This window comes from Antarctobacter jejuensis, assembly GCF_052266595.1.
Classification (GTDB): Bacteria; Pseudomonadota; Alphaproteobacteria; order Rhodobacterales; family Rhodobacteraceae; genus Antarctobacter; species Antarctobacter jejuensis.
In genome coordinates this window covers 46,822-63,697 of record NZ_JBQQXJ010000009.1, presented here as the reverse complement: position 1 = coordinate 63,697, position 16,876 = coordinate 46,822, and the positions used below count along the sequence as shown (strand labels likewise).

Below are 16,876 nucleotides of genomic sequence, written 5' to 3'. Positions count from 1 at the left end.
CCCTCAGATGCGGGACCGTGCCTCTTATCGCAAAGCGCCTTTTCCCATGGCAAAGAACAGCACCAAAGCGGACATGCGCCCAGAGGTCATACGCCTTGCGCGCGGCATCGACCTATACCGCGACTGGCGCATTCAGCTACACAGAGAGGCGTTCGGCACAGACCCGGACCTGAATGAAATCGTCATGCCAGGCAGCGAATTTATCGGTTTCTTCGACCAGACGCGCGACGCGCGCGGTGCGCGGTCTATCCTGCGCGATCTGCAGTCGTGGTATTCGGTGACAGCGGGCGAACTGCGTTGGCAGCTGCAGCAGGGCAATGCCGAAATCACCGAAGTCGTGCAGGGTTTTCTGGAGCGTTTTCGGACAACACTCGGGTTTGACCTGATGGCCGAGGGCGGCCTGTTGGGAGAGCTGGCCAAGCAAGTGCTGAAGCGCGGCCATCTGGCCAGCGATGAGGAATGGTACCTGCTCCGGGACCTTCGGGACGACAGCGATCAGAACATATTGAGCGCCGCCGATATGGCCGAAGTTTCACGCATCATGGCAACATTCGAGGCCGCGAAATGACAGTCGCGCTCGCCTCCTGCATGCGCAACGAAGGCATCTTTGTGCTGGAATGGCTGGCGCATCATCGGGCGCTGGGGTTTGACGCCGTGATCGTGGTGACAAATGACATCACCGATGGCTCTGACGTGCTGCTGGACGTGCTGGCGGAGAAGGGGCTGGTGACGCATCTGCGACAGGAGGTGCCAGAAGGTGCCTCTCCGCAGGACAGCGGCATGGATCTGGTTCTTGCCCATGCGCGCGATATGGGCATCACGCACGTTCTGCATATCGACAGCGACGAATTCCTTGTGTTGCTCGACGGCACGCTGTCCGACCTGATGGAGCGTACCGCCGGGGCGGATGTGGTCCCGATCCCGTGGCGCATGTTCGGTGACAGCGGTGTGACGGACTGGACGCCCGGCGATCTGGTCACGGTGCGCAATACCCGCGCCGAACCCGCGCCCGAACCGGGCGTGACCAAGTTCAAATGCCTGTTCCGCGTCGCCAGTTTTGACCGCGCCACGGATCACAACCCGCTGGATCCGCTGGTGGATGATCCGCAGGTCATGACCCCGGATGGCGCAGGCCTGGACAACCGCTCGCTCTACCAGAAGAAATCCGCGCGCTTTCGCCCGCATGAGGTGGCCGCGCGCGCCCGCAGCGCGCAGCTGTTTCACTATGCGGTCCGCTCCGAGGACTGCTTTTTATTGAAGAACGACCGCGGCGATGGGCAGGGCAAGCAGGGTGACACCAAGTACCACCTGAACAGCCACTGGCATCGCAAGGCCAACTGCAACGAGGTCGAGGAACGCCGTCTGGCCGACCGCGCCCCCGGCGTGCGCGCAACGCTGGCCGCGTGGCGGGCCGATCCGGCCATTGCAGCGGCGGAACGCGCCTGTCAGGACTGGTTCACCGCCACCCGCGCCCGCGTTCTGACGCCAGAGGCGCGCGCGGCATGGACCCGCGGAAAGGCACATGCATGACGCCCGAACTGACCGCCCTGACCCTGGCTGCGCTGCTGCAGGTTGTGCAATACGCGCTGATGTCGGTGCCTGCGAACCGCGAACTGGGCACCCGCAAGACCCTGTCCCCGCGCGACCACGACCGGCTGGGCGGGCCGCTGCAGGATCAGCTGTCGCCAAAAACCGCGCGGCTGTATCGCGCGCTGGACAACCATTTCGAAGGGCTGATCCTGTTCACCATCGCGGTTCTGGTGATCACCTTTTCGGATCAGGGAAACAACGGCACCGCCGCCCTGTCGCTGCTCTATCTCGTCTCCCGCATGCTCTATGTCCCGGCCTATTACTATGGCTGGACGCCGTGGCGATCGCTGATCTGGGGGGTCGGTTTTCTTGCCACCACGCTGATGCTGATTTCGGCGTTGATATGACACAGGGTCCAACGAAATCCCGGCCGTTTCTTTGGGCCGAAAATACCTCGGGGTGAATTGGCCGAAAGGCCAAGGGGGGCAGAGCCCCCTCCCCGACTGACACGAAAGGAAAACCAAATGGCACAATATGACCTCATCGTCATCGGCTCCGGCCCCGGCGGCTATGTGGCCGCGATCCGCGCGGCCCAACTGGGTCTGAAAACCGCCTGCGTCGAAGGGCGCGACACGCTTGGCGGCACCTGCCTGAACATCGGCTGCATCCCGTCCAAGGCGCTGCTGCACGCCACGCACCAGCTGCACGAGGCAGAGCACAACTTTGCCAAGATGGGCCTGAAGGGCAAATCGCCTTCGGTCGACTGGAAGCAGATGCTGTCCTACAAGGATGACGTTGTGAGCCAGAACACCAAGGGCATCGAATTCCTGTTCAAGAAGAACAAGATCGACTGGCTCAAGGGTTGGGGCTCGATCCCCGAGGCGGGCAAGGTCAAGGTCGGCGATGAGATCCACGAGGCCAAGAACATCATTATCGCCACCGGGTCCGAGCCGTCGTCGATCCCCAATGTCGAGATCGACGAAAAGGTGGTGGTCAGCTCCACCGGGGCGCTGGAACTGGGCAAGATCCCGAAAAAGCTGTGCGTGATCGGCGCGGGGGTGATCGGGCTGGAGCTTGGCTCTGTCTATGCGCGTCTGGGGGCCGAGGTGCAGGTGGTCGAATTCCTCGACACCATCACGCCGACGATGGACGCCGAGATTTCCAAGCAGTTCCAGAAGCTGCTGACCAAGCAGGGCCTGACCTTTACGCTGGGGGCCGCAGTGCAGGGTGTCGAGGCCACCAAGACCAAGGCCAAGGTCACCTACAAGCTGCGCAAGGACGACAGCGAGCATGTGATCGACGCCGATACCGTGCTGGTCGCCACCGGGCGCCGTCCTTATGTCGACGGGCTGGGCCTTGAGGCGCTGGGGATCGAGATGGAAGAGCGCGGCCAGATCAAGGTCGACAGCCAGTGGCGCACCAATGTGAAGGGCGTCTACGCCATCGGCGACTGTGTCACCGGCCCGATGCTGGCGCACAAGGCCGAGGACGAAGGCATGGCCGCCGCCACCGTGATCGCGGGCAAGCATGGGCATGTGAACTATGGCGTGATCCCCTCGGTGATCTACACCTCGCCCGAGGTGTCCACCGTGGGCGCCACCGAGGAAGAGCTGAAGAAAGAGGGCCGCGCCTACAAGGTCGGCAAGTTCTCCTTCATGGGCAATGGCCGGGCCAAGGCGAATTTCGCCGCCGATGGCTTCGTCAAGATCCTCGCCGACAAGGAAACCGACCGCATTCTTGGCGCCCATATGATCGGGCCGATGGTGGGCGACCTGATCCACGAAATCTGCGTGGCGATGGAATTCGGCGCCTCGGCAGAGGATGTCGCGCTGACCTGCCACGCGCACCCGACCTATTCCGAGGCGGTCCGCGAGGCGGCGCTGGCCTGCGGCGACGGTCCGATCCACATGTAAATCGGTGTCAGTTGAACACTGCTGAACGGGCGGCCCTTGGGGTCGCCCATTTTGCTTATCAGTCCTTCAGCGCTGTACGTTTTGCAACCGTTGACGAAGCCTGTCGATCTCTTGACCAAACTCCTGGGTAAGCGCCTTGTTGGCTTCGCGCTGCACGTCGTCCGATGCCATCAAACGCAACAGATTGCCAAGTGCATCATCGCCCCCTCGCCCTGCCAGATCTGCCCAATCCACTCTGGTAAAAACATCATCGTCGAAGTTCGGTCCACAGGGAATTTCCACATGGAAGACCGGATGGAAACAGGAAATCGGCTCACACAGGCCGGGCTTTCCTGCGGGTCGTTGACCTTCGGGGCAAACGGTTGGCGGTTCCGGGTCGCGCACCACGATCGCGTCCTGACAGCCGCTCCAAGGATTCCACCCTTGATCCACGCCACAATAAAATGAGCCGAACCCTTCACAGACGCTGGCGGAAAACGGGCAATCCTTGGCAATCGCGGATTTGACCAGAACTGTTACCGCTTGGTCCACCAGAACATCGGCATGGGCCATGCACACTGGCATCAGCTCTGGCGGGCAGCAGTTGGGGTTTTCCGGCCCACAAAGCAACGAGCCAGGGTCCAGCGTTGGGCGCCGCATGGTCACACCATCCGACACACGCCGCTTTTCCACTTCGACGGCAAGAGCGCGGCATGATCCGTCAGCGGATTTACAAAACCCCATCAACGATTGAGCCGGAGCCATCGAAGGCATGGACCAAGCCGTAATAGCGAGGGTGATCGAAAAGAATATTTTGCGAAAAAGCATTTCATCAACTCCTGATTAGGAGAAGTCAGCATAACACAATTTATGGTAGTCTATTGCTCTCTTTCAAAAGCAGAGCGCAGGCATCCAGGCGACAAGGGCTAAGGCACTGAGTGGTTTACCACATCCGGGGCTTGGCCTTTTCCTCGTAGGTGGCGTCATAGTCCGCACCTCCGACCGCGCCCTGCGTCATATCCGCGAGGATCTGCCCCACAGTCGGCAGCCCCTGCGCTTGATCCTCACCGGACCAGAGCGCCGAGCGCATCAGCGCCTTGGCGCATTGGGTGTAGACCTCTGCCACCTTGATCACGATCACCGTGGTGGGCAGGCGATCGCCCTTGGCAAAGCCTTGGCGCAGGTCGGCGTCGTCGGTCAACATCGCGCGGCCATTCACGCGGACGGTGGTATTGGTGCCGGGCACGAGGAACAGCAGCGCCACGCGCCCGTCCGCCACGATGTCATGCAGGCAATCCAGCCGGTTGTTGCCCCACCAATCCGGCATCAGCAGGGTCGTGTCGTCCTGCACCCGCACCACCGGGCCGTCATCGCCGCGCGGAGAGCCGTGCACGCCATCCGGCCCGACGGTCGACAACACGCAAAAGCGCGCGCCTTCGATCCAGCGGCGGTAAAGCGGGGTCAGGTGGCGGGCGACCTTTGTCAGTGCGGCGGGGACCGGTGCACCGTAGAGCGTTTCGAGATCGGCGCGGGTCTCAATCCTTCGCATCGAATCCGGCTTCTCTCATCAGCTTGTTCGAGGCGGTTTCCACCTCGTCTTCGAGCCGTTTGATAAAGGCGTCCTTGGACAGGCCCGGCTGGATCACCGGCAGGAATTCGACCACCGCAAGGCCCGGTTTGCGGTAGATCCCCCTGCGCGGCCAGAACACGCCCACGTTGGTGGCGGCGGGCACGCAGGGCTGGCCGGTCTGTTGATAGAGCAGCGCCGCGCCCACCTTGTAGGGCGCGCGCACGCCGGGCGCGATGCGGGTGCCCTGCGGGTAGATGATGAGCTGGCCTGCGTCGGCCTCTCCCTTGGCGACGTCGCGCAGCATCTTGGCGATGGCCTGCCCGCGCTTGCCGCGTTCAACAGGGACACAGCCGATGCGCAGCGCGTATTGGCCGATGACCGGGAACCACATCAGCTCGCGCTTCATGATGAATTTGCCCGCCGGCACCGCGCCGAAGATCAGGATGATGTCCAGAAAGCTTTGGTGTTTGGCGGCGATCAGCACCTCTTCGGTGGGGACCGGGCCGCGCACCTCTGTCCTGAGGCCCACCATGATGCGCGCGGTGAACCGCACCCAGCGGCAATAGGTGCGGCAGGCATGGCGCGCGCCCCGGGGCGAGAACAGCGCCCAAGGCAGATAGACAATCCCCATCAGCACCATCATCGCGTACATCTGGATGACAAAGAGAAAGGACAGGATCCAGCGCATCAGGCAAGCTCTCCCAATACCCGGCGGGCGGCCAGTTCGGTGGCGACAAAGGCGACGGCACCGGCCAGGAGCGGGATCAGCAGCGGCAGCAGCCATTGCAGACCGCTGAACCGCAGACCGGTCAGGATGCCGCCAAGATCGCCGGAGGGCATCATCAGCACCGCCACCAGCCCGGCAAAGGTGCCCGCCCCGGCGCCGGTCAGCGTGCGCAGGGTAAAGCGGCGCACAAAGGCGGAGGCGATATAGCCGTCCGTCGCGCCCACCAGCCGCAGCACCGCGATGACCTGCGCGTTGGCGGCCAGCGCGGCATGGGCGGCCAGTGTCACCATCGCCCCGGTCGCCGCGCCGATCAGCAGGATCGCCGTCCAGCCAAAGAGCCGCAGACGCGCCGCCGCCGTCACGAGCGGCCGCCGCCAGCGGCTGTGTTCGTCCAGCACCGCGCCGGGGGCCTCTGCCTGCAGGCGCAGGCGCAAGCCGTCCGCGTCGAACCCGTCCGATGTTTCCTGCACCTCGATCAGGCGCGGCAAAGACAGGCTTTCCAGAGGCAGATCGGGGCCGAACCAGGGTTCCAGCAGGGCGCGCTGTTCATCATCGTCCAAGGCACGGGCCGAGGCGACGCCGGGCGTCTGTTCCAGCACCCGCAGCACGGCAGCGGTCTGCGCGTCCAGTTGCCCCTCTGGCGCAGAGATGCGCACGGTGGAGGCGCTGGCCAGTTCATCGCCCCAGGTGGTTGCCATCCGGCCCGCCGCCAGCGACAGCGCCAGCGCAAAGACCGTCAGAAAGGCCATGGCCGCGGCGGTGAACAGGGTCAGCCGCACGGTGAAGCCGGCGGGCGGCACCACGCGGTCGGCTGCCGCGTCGCGCGTCACGACCACGCGCAGCCGGTCGATCACCGCCTTCACAGGTCCACCCCCGCCGCCTGCAACTGGCCGTTGGCGATGCGCAGCACGCGGGCCGAGACAAGGCTTTTGGCGGCGCGGATCAGGGCAAGGTCATGGGTGGCGATCATCACGGTCTTTCCCATCCGGTTCAGCTCGACCAGCAGCCGCAGGAGGCGCTGCGACATTTCCCAGTCGACGTTGCCGGTGGGTTCATCGGCAAGGATCACGTCGGGCGACAGAATCAGCGCGCGCGCCAATGCCGCGCGCTGACGTTCGCCGCCAGACAGTTCCGGCGGCAGCGCCTCGAACTTGGAGGTCAGCCCGACCCAAGTCATCAACTCGCGCAGGTTGTCGGCCTGATCGGAGGAAGCCGCCCCGGAGACGGTCAGCGGCAGGGCCACGTTTTCCGCCACCGGCAGGTGATCGAGGAACTGGCAGTCCTGATGCACCACCCCGATGCGGCGGCGGGCATAGGCCACGGCATCGCGGTCCATCTGCGTCACGTCCTCGCCAAAGAGGCTGATAGTCCCGTCGGTGGGCCGCAGCGCACCGTAGCAGAGTTTGAGAAAGGTCGTCTTGCCCGACCCCGAAGGCCCGGTCAGGAAATGAAACGCCCCGGGCGCAAGTTGCAGCGAGATGCCCGAAAGCAATGCCTCGCCGCTGTAGGAATAGGCCACGTTGTCCAGCTCGATCACGGGGGCTTTGCCTCTGCCAGTTCAGTCGTGGCACTTTTGCCCGACGCGCCGGGATCATGCAACGCAAGCCGGTGAATATTGGACTTTTCCCGCCGACCGGGGCAACTTAGGAAGGATGAGGGGCCGCCGGGGGGTGGCCAGGGCGGGACGAAAAGACGGGATACAGGTGGAATGCGGCTGGTTTGCCCCAATTGCGGTGCTCAATATGATGTGCCACTCGAGGTAATCCCCGAGGCGGGGCGGGATGTGCAATGTTCGAACTGCGGCCATACGTGGTTTCAGCGACGGGTGACACAGGGCACGGCCGCCCGTCCGTTGCGGCCCGCGCCGACGCCCGCCGCAGAGCCTGAAGCGCCGAAACCGGAAGAACCGGCGCAGACAGCCGCGCCCGAACAGGAACCGGACACCCCAGCCGATCCGGACCCCGAAAAACCGGCCAGCCGGATTGATCCGGAAATGGCGGAACTGTTCCGGGAGGAACGCGAATTCACGGCAAAGCAGCGCGCCGCCGAGTCGCTGGAAACGCAGCCCGACCTTGGACTGGCAGAGCCCGACGAGGACGAACAGGCACGCCGCGCCCGCGAAAGCCGCGAGCGCATGGCAAGGATCAAGGGCGAGGACCTGTCAGAGGCCCCCGACCAGCACGAACCGGAGGCGGACGAGCCGGAACCCGCGTTGCACGCCGCCGCTGCGGCAGCGGCCGCCGCCTCTCGCAAGGATCTGTTGCCGGACGTCGAAGAGATCAACCAGACGCTGCGGTCCTCGTCGGAGCCGCGGGTCATCGACCGGGACAGCAGCGAACCGCCAGCCGAGAAGAAATCCAGCTTTGCCCGTGGTTTCCTGCTGATGGTCGTGCTGGCGGCGATCGCGCTGGCCGTTTACCTCAACGTGCCGAAACTTTCGCAGCAGGTGCCCGCAGCGGCCCCCTATCTGAACGCCTACGCGGAAACGGTGGACAAGGGGCGGCTGTGGCTGGACGAAAAGGTCAAGGCCCTGCTGGGGCAGCTTGACCAGATGAGTTCGGAGGCGGACACGCCCGACCCGGACCCCGCGCCCGACCCGGACCCGGATCCCATCGAGGACAACTGATCCCTGCGCGGGGGCGGTGACGGCCCGAACCCCGCGTCATGTTCCAAGGGATGGGCCGGGTCAGTCCGGCGGTGCTGCCGTCGCCAAGCCGCAGATCATGTCCACATGCGCGTCAAGCCATTCCGGCGTGAGCGGCAGGCCGGCAATGAGCTTTCTGAAATAGGGGACCGCAATCGCCATTTCGACCAGCTGGCGGACCGGTGCGGCATCGCTCAGCTCTCCGCGGTCGCGGGCGGCGGCAAACACGCTTTCAAGAGTGGTCATCCGGTCCTTCATGAAACTTTCGATCACCGTGCGGGCGCGGGCGTCCGTCGCGGCCACCGCGATGACCTGAGGCGCCACCGCGCCCCAGGGCGTTTCGTTCAGCGCCGTCATCAGGTTGCCCATCATCCACAAGAGATCGGTGCGCAGGGGGCCATTGGTCCGGGGGGTGAATTTCGGTGAGGTCGCCGCCAGCAGAAAGGCATCGTTGCGCAGCGCCTCCAGCTTGGGCCAGTGGCGATAGAGCGTGCTGCGCGAAATGCCGGTCGCCGCGCTGACCGATCCGTGCGTGACGGCCAGAACCCCTTGTTCCTGCAGAATGGTCAGTGCCGCATCAAGCGCGTGATTGCGGGTCGCGGTCAGGCGCGGATCCTCGGCTTGGCTCATCCCTTGCACTTATAGATCATTTTGTTGCGAAACGATACATTGTGTTCTATAAATCTCTTTATCGAATCCATGCCGTCCTGCCCTCTCTCCTGAACGCCGCATCGCGCGCCTCAGATATGCATCTGCCACCGGAACACCTCGGACCCCCGAGGCTCCGAAAGGTGCTGCTGTGTCCGGAACATGCGGGATGGGATGCCGGGTTCGCAACCTTTTCACGGTCGGAGGAATACGGAATGAAACTGAAAAACGTCTGGATCGCAGCCGGTTTGGTCATCGCGGTGACCACAGGGGGCGCAATTGCCGAAAGCCACGCGAGCAATCCCTTTGCCGCGGGCATCAAGGCCCGCAAGGCGCAGATGCAGCTTTACAGCTTCAACCTCGGGATCCTTGGCGCGATGGCCAAGGGGCAGACGGACTATGATGCCGAGGCGGCCATGCTGGCGGCCAACAACATCGTGCTGACCGCGTCGATTCACCAGCCGCAGGCCTGGGCACCGGGGTCAGACAATTCTGCCGTCGAAGACACCCGCGCCCTGCCCGCCCTGTGGGAGAATTTCGCCGATGCCGGTCAGAAATCCGCCGATCTGCTGGCCGCAGCCGAGGCAATGAAGGCCGCGTCTGGTGACGGAGCAGAGGCCATCGGTGCGGCGATGGGGCAGTTGGGCGGCGCCTGCGGTGCCTGCCACAAGGCCTATCGCGCGGAAGCGAACTGAAGCCATCGGCTTTGGACAGTTTCAGGCGTCGTTCGACCGGCCTCGCCCCGTCGAACGACGCTTCTTTGGGAGCCCCCTCAATGAATATCCCTGGACAAATCTGGCCGGTCTTGGCGGCTGTCCTCCTGTCGACCGGCGTCGCGGCCGCAGACAGCTTGCCCCGGCGCGAAACGCCAGCCCCACGCACCACGAACAGCGTACCGCATGTTCAGATCGGGGTGACGCCGGTGCCCGAACTGTCGGCCGAACTGCTGAACCGCGTGGCCGCCATTCCGGGGGTGGAAATCCGCAATACAGTCGTTTCCCTGCCGGGGGCCAAGGGGTTCTGGGTGCGTGACAACGTGCCATTGGCCCGCCCCGAGGTGATCGTCGGTGGCCGCGAATTCGCCCATCTGCACCCGGACGGCAGCCTGCATGCCTCGCTGCCTCCGGCCCTTGCGGAAGAGGCCATCAAGGCAGGATGGGCGGTCAGCCATCCCTGGGCCGATCAACGGCAGGGGTGGCAGGGTTTCGTGATGATCTATACGCCCGCCAACCGGGACGAGTTGACCGTGGTTCTGGACCTTGTTGCTGCGTCCTACGCATTTGTCACCGGGACCGGCGGGTAGATCGCCTCCGCTCGCGCGGCGTGATCCGGTTGGCGCCGTGGGCGTTGCATGAAAAAGGGGCGGTCGAACCGCCCCTTTCCCGTTTTCCGAAATGGCGAGTGTGTCGCCTCAGATCTTGCCTTTCCACGGCACCAGCGCCTTTTCAGCGATGCGCATCAGGATATCGATGCCAAAGCCGATCACGCCGATCAGTATGATCCCCATGATGACGATGTCGGTCAGCTGGAATTTCGACGCCACCATGATCATCATGCCCGCACCCTTTTCCGCGGCGACCAGTTCCGCAGCGACCACGGTGCCCCAGCAGACGCCCATCGCCACCCGCGCGCCGGTGAAAATCTCCGGCAGCGAGTTCGGCATGATGACGTGGCGCATGATCTGGAACTTCGACGCGCCCAGCGAATAGGCGGCGTGCACCTTTGATATCGCTACGCCGGACACGCCCGCCCGCGCCGCGATGGCCATGATCCAGAGCGCCGCAAGGAACAGCAGGATGATCTTGCCGGTTTCGCCGATGCCCGCCCAGATGATGACAAGTGGGATCAGCGCCAGCGGAGGCACCGGGCGCATGAATTCGACAATCGGGTCGAACCAGCCACGGAACCAGTTTGACAGACCCATGGCATAGCCCAGCGGAATGCCGATCAGCGCGCCAAAGAAGAAGCCGACGACAACGCGGAACAGCGAGTAGCCCAGATGCTCCCACAGGGTTGAATCGCGGTACCCCTCGTTGGCGATCTCACCCAGACGCGCCAGAACGGCCTCAGGAGGCGGTAGCCAGATCGGCTCCATCTGCCAGCCCTTGGCCGGTTCGAAATTCAGCGTGCCCTTGGGCGACATGCCGACGCGGCCGAATTCGGTCTGGACCGATTGCCCGGGCGCGATCGGCTGGCCGTTCACCGCCACGACGCGGTGGTTTTCGTCACGGCCGAATTCATCGTTGCGGTCGACGCGGATCAGGCCCGAGCGCCATGCACCGACAGTATCGACATCATTCTTGGCCCAGCCCTCGCCCGGGTCGATCTCTGGCGTCTCGACATCGGTGCCCACCTCAAAGACGCGCACCGTTACGGTGGCATCGTCCGGGTCCTGCCCGTCCGCCTCTGCGGTATAGGTGAAGGTCGCGTCGCCCTTGAAGGGACCCGGCGCGTGCAGGAAGCCGGGAACGAAACTGGACCCGGTAAAGGCGCCCCAGAGCAGGAAGATCGACAGGACGGAGATCACACTGGCGATGCGGTTGGGTTTGACCGCGCTTTCGTCGCCGAAGGTCACGGTCTTGAGCGAGGTGAAATCGGTCACCGTCTTGTGGACGACAAATTTCACCACGAAAAAGGAGATCACGAAGATCGCGATGTAGATGGCAAAAACGATCATGCGCTTTCCTCCGCGCGACCCATGATTTCTTCTTCCATGTCCCAGATCATGCCGAGGATCTCTTCGCGCCTCGCGCCGAAGTCGGGGTGTTTCTTGACCTCACGCAGGTCCGCGTTCACCCCCATGTCGGCGAAGGGAAGGCGGTATTCGCGGTGGATGCGGCCCGGGCGCGGGGCCATGACCAGCAGGCGTTCACCCAACAACAGCGCCTCTTCGACCGAGTGGGTGATCAGGATGATGGTCTTGCCCGTCTCTTTCCAGAGTTTCAGCACAAGGCCCTGCATCTTTTCCCGCGTCAGCGCGTCCAGCGCGCCCAGTGGTTCGTCCATCAGGATCACGTCCGGGTCATTGGCAAGGCAGCGGGCCAGCGCCACGCGCTGCTGCATGCCGCCTGACAGTTCGTAGACCGCCTTTTCCTTGAAGTCGCGCAGGCCGACCACGTCCAGCAGGTGATCGACGTTGCTGCCCCAGTCCCTTTCGCGTTTGCCCGCCATGCGCGGGCCGAAACTGACGTTCTCGCGCACGCTCATCCATTCGAACAGCGCGCCTTGCTGAAACACCATGCCGCGTTCGGCATCGGGGCCTTTGACCTTGTGCCCGTTGAGGGTGATCTGCCCGGAGGTGGGCGCAAGAAACCCGGCCACGATGTTCAACAGCGTGGTCTTGCCGCAGCCCGATGGCCCCAGCACGCTGAGCAGTTCGCCTTCGGCCAAGGTCAGCGACACATCCTTGAGCGCCTGCACCGAGGTGCCGTTGGGCAGGTCGAAGCGCATGGATATCTTTTCAATGGACAGTCCGCTCATGCCTGTCTTCCAGTTCTTGATTTCAGGGGGCCTGTGGGGTGGGCGATCCGCTTGCGCGGACCGCCCGGCTTGCACCGCCGGGCCCGTTTGGGCCCGGCGACGTCCGGTGGTGTTACATGCCAGAGGCGGCAGACAGCGGGCCAACGTTCACGTTGTCATCGTAGCTGTCCAGCGCCGCGTCGATCGAGCCGGCCTCGACAAAGACGTCTGCCACGCCCTTCATGAACTCCTGCGCGCCGCCGCCCAGCCACTTGGCCGAGAGCTGCTCTTCCACGGTCGGGAAGATGAAGGTCGAGATGGTGGCCATCGTGGCGTCGGGATCCATGCCCGCGTCCTTGGCGATCACCGGCAGCATCTTGTCGTGGTTGGCCTCATCCGCCCACATGGCGTTGGCCTCTGCCGTCACCTTGAGGAACTCGGACACCAGGTCGGAGTTTTCGGCAACCCAGCCCGCGGGGCCGGAGGTCACGTCAAACACCAGAATGCCCAGCTCTTCCTTTTCGGCGCCGGTCAGCAGGATGTTGCCGTGCTCTTTCATGCGGCGCAGCGAACCGCCCCAGCCGCAGGCCATGTCGACCGATCCCTGAGCGAGGGCCGCAGCGCCATCCGGCGGCGCCATGTCGACCACTTCGAGGGTCGAGATATCGACGCCGAAGTGACCCATCTGCTTGAGGAAGCCATAGTGCGCGGCGGTGCCCAGCGGCACGGCGACCTTCTTGCCTTCGAGTTCCGTGGCCGAGTCCTTGTCGATTTCCAGCGCTTCGAGCACGACGCAGTTGTCGTTTTCCGAATAGCTGACAGCCACGTCGAGGATCTGCAGGTCCTGCCCGGCGGAGGTGGCAACCACGAAGGGCGGGACGCCCTGAGACACGGAGAGCTGCACATCGCCGGAGGCCATCGCCGCCGACATGGCGGTGCCGGTGTCAAAGCTGACCCAGTTGATCTTTACGCCCATGGCGTCGTCGTACATGCCTTCGGCCTTGGCGTACTGGAACGGCATCGGCCATTCGAGGAAGTAGCCTACGGTTATCTCCTGGGCAGAGACAGCCGAGGTGCCGGCGAGTACAGCCAGAGCCGCCGCTGCTCCCTTGAGTGTTGTCTTGAATTTCATCGCGTTATCTCCCTTGTTGGTGTCCCGCCCCGGAGGGCGGATCTGTCAGTTGAACGCGCACAGGCGCGTACCCCGGCGCCTCGTGTCGGGCGCTCTGCCCAATTCGGACCGGAAAACACGCGTTCGATCAACGATTAATCCGGACAGATGGGCCGATTAGCAGACAACAGCGGATGCATTTGGAAGTTGTGAATTTACCTAGCCGTTTGATTTTTCTGACAAAGCGCCAACAGGCCCTTCATTTGCCCTGCTTTGGGTCCGAAAACTGGACTTATATGCGCGCCAACTCTGGCCCTAACCCTTGCTAATCATTCTGGCACATGTGCTAGCATCCCGAGCAAATGTGTGAGTCACGCCACGGAGGGCGAACCCATGGACGGCACCTATTCCCAGAACGATCTGAGCCACGTGGTCGAGGCTGATAAGGCCCACGTCTGGCACCACCTGATTCAGCACAAGCCCTTCGAATCAAAGGATCCCAATATCATCATCGAGGGAAAGGGCATGCGCGTCTGGAATCAGGCGGGCAAAGAGCACCTTGACGCGGTGTCCGGCGGGGTCTGGACGGTGAACGTGGGCTATGGCCGCGAACGGATCGCCAAGGCGGTCTATGATCAGCTGTGCCGTATTCCCTATTTCGCAGGCTCGGCCGGTTCTGTTCCGGGGGCGCTGTTCTCGGAAAAGCTGATTTCCAAGATGCCGGGCTTGACCCGCGTCTACTATACCAACTCGGGCTCGGAGGCGAACGAGAAGGCCTTCAAGATGGTGCGTCAGATCGCGCACAAGCGGTATGGCGGCAAGAAGAACAAGATCCTGTTCCGCGACCGCGATTACCACGGCACCACCATCGCCTGCCTGTCGGCGGGCGGTCAGGATGAGCGCAACGCGCAATACGGCCCCTTTACCCCCGGCTTTGTGCGGGTGCCGCACTGCCTGGAGTACCGCAAGCACGAGCAGGAGGGCGCCCCCGCCGAGCACTATGGCGAATGGGCGGCAGACCAGATCGAGGCGGTGATCCTTGCCGAAGGACCGGACACCATCGGCGCGCTCTGCCTTGAGCCGGTGACCGCAGGCGGCGGCGTGATCGTCCCGCCCGAGGGGTATTGGCAGAAGGTGCAGGAAATCTGCCGCAAGTACGACATCCTGCTGCACATCGACGAGGTTGTCTGTGGTCTGGGCCGCACCGGCACATGGTTCGGCTATCAGCACTACGGGATCGAACCGGATTTCGTGACCATGGCCAAGGGCGTGGCCTCGGGCTATGCCGCCATCGCCTGCTGCGTCACCTCTGAGCGGGTCTTTGAACTGTTCAAGGACGATGCCAGCGATCCGCTGAACTACTTCCGCGATATTTCGACCTTTGGCGGCTGCACCGCCGGTCCGGCGGCGGCGATCGAGAACATGGCGATCATCGAAGAAGAGGATCTGCTGTCCAACACCACCGCCATGGGCGACTACATGCTGGACCAGTTGAACGCGCTGGCCGACCGTCACGCCATCATCGGCAATGTCCGCGGCAAGGGCCTGTTCCTTGGTGCCGAACTGGTCACCGACCGCGACAGCAAGGACCCCGCCCCCGAGGCGAAGGTGCAGGCGGTGGTGGGCGACTGCATGGGTCAGGGCGTCATCATCGGCGCAACCAACCGGTCGGTCCCCGGCAAGAACAACACGCTGTGTTTCTCTCCGGCGCTGATTGCCACCAAGGACGACATCAACGAGATCCTCTCTGCCGTGGACGGTGCGCTTGGCCGCGTCTTTGGCTGAATGGACCATCGGTTGAACGAATTCGGGCAGCCCATCGGGCTGCCCGTCGATCTGTCCCTGCCCCGCCCCTTGCCGACGCATGAGGTGCTGCAGGGCGCCTATGTCAGGCTGGAGCCGCTGGCAGAACGGCACGCCGACGGTTTTTTCGAAGTCTTCACCGATCCGGCGGGCTGGACCTATCTGGGCGCGGAAACGCCATTTCGCGACCCTGCCCATGCCCGCGACTGGGTGGCGGGCAAAGCGCCGAGCCGCGACCCCCTGTTCTACACCGTCATGGTGGAGGGCAGGCCTGTCGGTTTCCTGTCGCTGCTGCGGATCAATCCCGGAGCGGCCTCGATCGAGGTTGGCTTTATCCATTTTTCGCCCGCCTTGCAGGGCACGCGCGCGGCGACAGAGGTCCAGTACCTGCTGATGAAGCACGTCTTCGAGGATTTGGGTTATCGCCGGTATGAGTGGAAATGCGACGCGCTGAACGCGCCTTCGCGGCGGGCGGCGCTGCGGTTGGGGTTCACCTTTGAAGGGGTCTTTCGGCAGGCGTTGGTCTACAAGGGCCGCAACCGCGATACCGCGTGGTTCTCGATCCTCGACAGCGAATGGCCGGTCCTGCGCCAAGCGTTCGAAACATGGCTGGCGGCAGAGAATTTCGATGCCGGGGGACGGCAGAAACAGTCGTTAAGCAGACTGACCGCACGGGACTGACCACCCGGCGAATACTTTCGATTGTCAGTAATGCCCTGCCCCTTTTCAGGGAGCGGAAACCTTTTGTGTGACACAACCCTGCAATTCGGTCCGCCAAGGACCGCGAAGGCCGCCTGATGCGGAGGGTTTCCATGCCGCCGAGATACCCAAGCTACCCCTATGTCGAACCTCTGGCCTGCGGGCAGAGTGATGCGGAGATCGACGACACGATCGCCGACATGATTTCGCAGACGCCCGGGCTGACGGTCAAGGACGGCGGACCGCCCGATGTTCTGTGCCGGGCGCTGAACGTGGACATCGAATACTCCGGCCCGCCGCATGAAATTCTGCTGGACGTGCCGCTGGACCGCAAGGCGGTGATCTACCTGCCGAAGAGGGGCAAACCGCGGCAGGATCGGTTCATGGCGGCAATGGGGATAGGTCACTGGATTCTGCATGTCCCCCCCACCCGTGAGGCGCATCCGGGTTGCGGCATCCAGGTCCTGCACGCGCCCACCGACCGCGGCGCCATGCGCGAGGCGCGGCGGTTTGCGCGCGCCCTGCTGATGCCGAAAGAGGAATTCTGCACCCTCTGGTACGAAGGCCATGCGGTGCTGGTGGCAGAGACGCTGAACGTGCCGACGCAGCAGGTCTATGAGCGCGCCTCCACACTGGACCTGCCGCCGGAAAACGGTGCTGGCGACCGGTATGAATGGGCGGAGCGGGCTGAGTTCTGAAACGGGTTTCGCGGGTCCGGAACCGCCGATCAGCGTGGCGGGAAAGGATGCCTGAAAAAGAGAAAAGGGCCGCCATGGCGACCCTTTCGATCTGA

General features: G+C 63.6%; 19 protein-coding genes. 10 read left to right on the top strand and 9 right to left on the bottom strand.

Features of this window, described 5'->3' with window-relative positions:
* Positions 1 to 46 precede the first annotated feature (46 nt).
* The 4 genes from ACTXGA_RS14350 to lpdA all read left to right on the top strand — a co-directional run bounded on the left by ACTXGA_RS14350 (position 47) and on the right by lpdA (position 3,443).
* Positions 47 to 568 carry a hypothetical protein gene (locus ACTXGA_RS14350; RefSeq protein WP_443394758.1) on the top strand — a complete coding sequence of 174 codons (522 nt, stop codon included), beginning with the start codon at positions 47 to 49 and terminating at the stop codon, positions 566 to 568.
* The gene (locus ACTXGA_RS14345; RefSeq protein WP_443394757.1) at positions 565 to 1,530 is read left to right on the top strand and encodes a glycosyltransferase family 2 protein; all 966 of its coding nucleotides are present in this window, start codon (positions 565 to 567) and stop codon (positions 1,528 to 1,530) included. Before ACTXGA_RS14350 ends, ACTXGA_RS14345 begins: the two co-directional genes overlap by 4 nt.
* On the top strand, positions 1,527 to 1,937 hold the full coding sequence (locus ACTXGA_RS14340; protein ID WP_443394755.1) for an MAPEG family protein: 411 nt from the start codon (positions 1,527 to 1,529) through the stop codon (positions 1,935 to 1,937). The genes ACTXGA_RS14345 and ACTXGA_RS14340 overlap by 4 nt, the downstream gene beginning before the upstream one ends.
* 117 nt (positions 1,938 to 2,054) lie before the next feature.
* The gene (gene lpdA / locus ACTXGA_RS14335; RefSeq protein ID WP_443394753.1) at positions 2,055 to 3,443 is read left to right on the top strand and encodes a dihydrolipoyl dehydrogenase; all 1,389 of its coding nucleotides are present in this window, start codon (positions 2,055 to 2,057) and stop codon (positions 3,441 to 3,443) included.
* Positions 3,444 to 3,509: 66 nt separating this feature from the next.
* Here the strand turns inward: lpdA and ACTXGA_RS14330 are convergent, their stop codons facing one another.
* The 5 genes from ACTXGA_RS14330 to ACTXGA_RS14310 all read right to left on the bottom strand — a co-directional run bounded on the left by ACTXGA_RS14330 (position 3,510) and on the right by ACTXGA_RS14310 (position 7,256).
* Positions 3,510 to 4,250, bottom strand: coding sequence for a hypothetical protein (locus tag ACTXGA_RS14330; RefSeq protein WP_443394751.1), 741 nt, complete (start codon positions 4,248 to 4,250; stop codon positions 3,510 to 3,512).
* Positions 4,251 to 4,365: 115 nt separating this feature from the next.
* Positions 4,366 to 4,971: a pyridoxamine 5'-phosphate oxidase family protein gene (locus tag ACTXGA_RS14325; RefSeq protein ID WP_443394749.1), complete on the bottom strand. Its 606-nt coding sequence runs from the start codon at positions 4,969 to 4,971 to the stop codon at positions 4,366 to 4,368.
* The gene (locus ACTXGA_RS14320; protein ID WP_443394747.1) at positions 4,958 to 5,680 is read right to left on the bottom strand and encodes a lysophospholipid acyltransferase family protein; all 723 of its coding nucleotides are present in this window, start codon (positions 5,678 to 5,680) and stop codon (positions 4,958 to 4,960) included. Before ACTXGA_RS14320 ends, ACTXGA_RS14325 begins: the two co-directional genes overlap by 14 nt.
* Positions 5,680 to 6,582, bottom strand: a complete 903-nt coding sequence (locus ACTXGA_RS14315) for a cell division protein FtsX (RefSeq protein WP_443394745.1) — start codon at positions 6,580 to 6,582, stop codon at positions 5,680 to 5,682. Before ACTXGA_RS14315 ends, ACTXGA_RS14320 begins: the two co-directional genes overlap by 1 nt.
* Positions 6,579 to 7,256: a cell division ATP-binding protein FtsE gene (locus ACTXGA_RS14310; RefSeq protein ID WP_443394743.1), complete on the bottom strand. Its 678-nt coding sequence runs from the start codon at positions 7,254 to 7,256 to the stop codon at positions 6,579 to 6,581. Before ACTXGA_RS14310 ends, ACTXGA_RS14315 begins: the two co-directional genes overlap by 4 nt.
* A gap of 171 nt (positions 7,257 to 7,427) precedes the next feature.
* Here ACTXGA_RS14310 and ACTXGA_RS14305 point away from each other — a divergent pair, with 171 nt between their 5' ends.
* Positions 7,428 to 8,345, top strand: a complete 918-nt coding sequence (locus tag ACTXGA_RS14305) for a zinc-ribbon domain-containing protein (protein ID WP_443394741.1) — start codon at positions 7,428 to 7,430, stop codon at positions 8,343 to 8,345.
* A gap of 60 nt (positions 8,346 to 8,405) precedes the next feature.
* On the opposite strand, the gene ACTXGA_RS14300 is transcribed toward ACTXGA_RS14305, so the two are convergent.
* On the bottom strand, positions 8,406 to 8,993 hold the full coding sequence (locus ACTXGA_RS14300; protein ID WP_443394739.1) for a TetR/AcrR family transcriptional regulator: 588 nt from the start codon (positions 8,991 to 8,993) through the stop codon (positions 8,406 to 8,408).
* A 233-nt stretch (positions 8,994 to 9,226) separates the two neighbouring features.
* On the opposite strand from ACTXGA_RS14300, the gene ACTXGA_RS14295 reads away from it, so the two are divergent.
* On the top strand, positions 9,227 to 9,706 hold the full coding sequence (locus ACTXGA_RS14295) for a c-type cytochrome (RefSeq protein ID WP_443394737.1): 480 nt from the start codon (positions 9,227 to 9,229) through the stop codon (positions 9,704 to 9,706).
* Between the two features lie 80 nt (positions 9,707 to 9,786).
* The gene (locus ACTXGA_RS14290; RefSeq protein WP_443394735.1) at positions 9,787 to 10,314 is read left to right on the top strand and encodes a luciferase domain-containing protein; all 528 of its coding nucleotides are present in this window, start codon (positions 9,787 to 9,789) and stop codon (positions 10,312 to 10,314) included.
* Between the two features lie 108 nt (positions 10,315 to 10,422).
* On the opposite strand, the gene ACTXGA_RS14285 is transcribed toward ACTXGA_RS14290, so the two are convergent.
* The 3 genes from ACTXGA_RS14285 to ACTXGA_RS14275 all read right to left on the bottom strand — a co-directional run bounded on the left by ACTXGA_RS14285 (position 10,423) and on the right by ACTXGA_RS14275 (position 13,602).
* Positions 10,423 to 11,688, bottom strand: a complete 1,266-nt coding sequence (locus ACTXGA_RS14285) for an ABC transporter permease (protein WP_443394733.1) — start codon at positions 11,686 to 11,688, stop codon at positions 10,423 to 10,425.
* On the bottom strand, positions 11,685 to 12,491 hold the full coding sequence (locus ACTXGA_RS14280) for an ATP-binding cassette domain-containing protein (RefSeq protein ID WP_443394731.1): 807 nt from the start codon (positions 12,489 to 12,491) through the stop codon (positions 11,685 to 11,687). Before ACTXGA_RS14280 ends, ACTXGA_RS14285 begins: the two co-directional genes overlap by 4 nt.
* A gap of 112 nt (positions 12,492 to 12,603) precedes the next feature.
* Positions 12,604 to 13,602 carry a taurine ABC transporter substrate-binding protein gene (locus ACTXGA_RS14275; protein WP_443394729.1) on the bottom strand — a complete coding sequence of 333 codons (999 nt, stop codon included), beginning with the start codon at positions 13,600 to 13,602 and terminating at the stop codon, positions 12,604 to 12,606.
* A 372-nt stretch (positions 13,603 to 13,974) separates the two neighbouring features.
* Here ACTXGA_RS14275 and ACTXGA_RS14270 point away from each other — a divergent pair, with 372 nt between their 5' ends.
* The 3 genes from ACTXGA_RS14270 to ACTXGA_RS14260 all read left to right on the top strand — a co-directional run bounded on the left by ACTXGA_RS14270 (position 13,975) and on the right by ACTXGA_RS14260 (position 16,781).
* Complete coding sequence (locus ACTXGA_RS14270) at positions 13,975 to 15,366, top strand: aminotransferase family protein (RefSeq protein ID WP_443394727.1); 1,392 nt, start codon at positions 13,975 to 13,977, stop codon at positions 15,364 to 15,366.
* Complete coding sequence (locus ACTXGA_RS14265) at positions 15,367 to 16,065, top strand: GNAT family N-acetyltransferase (protein ID WP_443394725.1); 699 nt, start codon at positions 15,367 to 15,369, stop codon at positions 16,063 to 16,065.
* A 131-nt stretch (positions 16,066 to 16,196) separates the two neighbouring features.
* On the top strand, positions 16,197 to 16,781 hold the full coding sequence (locus ACTXGA_RS14260) for an ImmA/IrrE family metallo-endopeptidase (protein ID WP_443394723.1): 585 nt from the start codon (positions 16,197 to 16,199) through the stop codon (positions 16,779 to 16,781).
* The last annotated feature ends 95 nt before the right edge of the window (positions 16,782 to 16,876 follow it).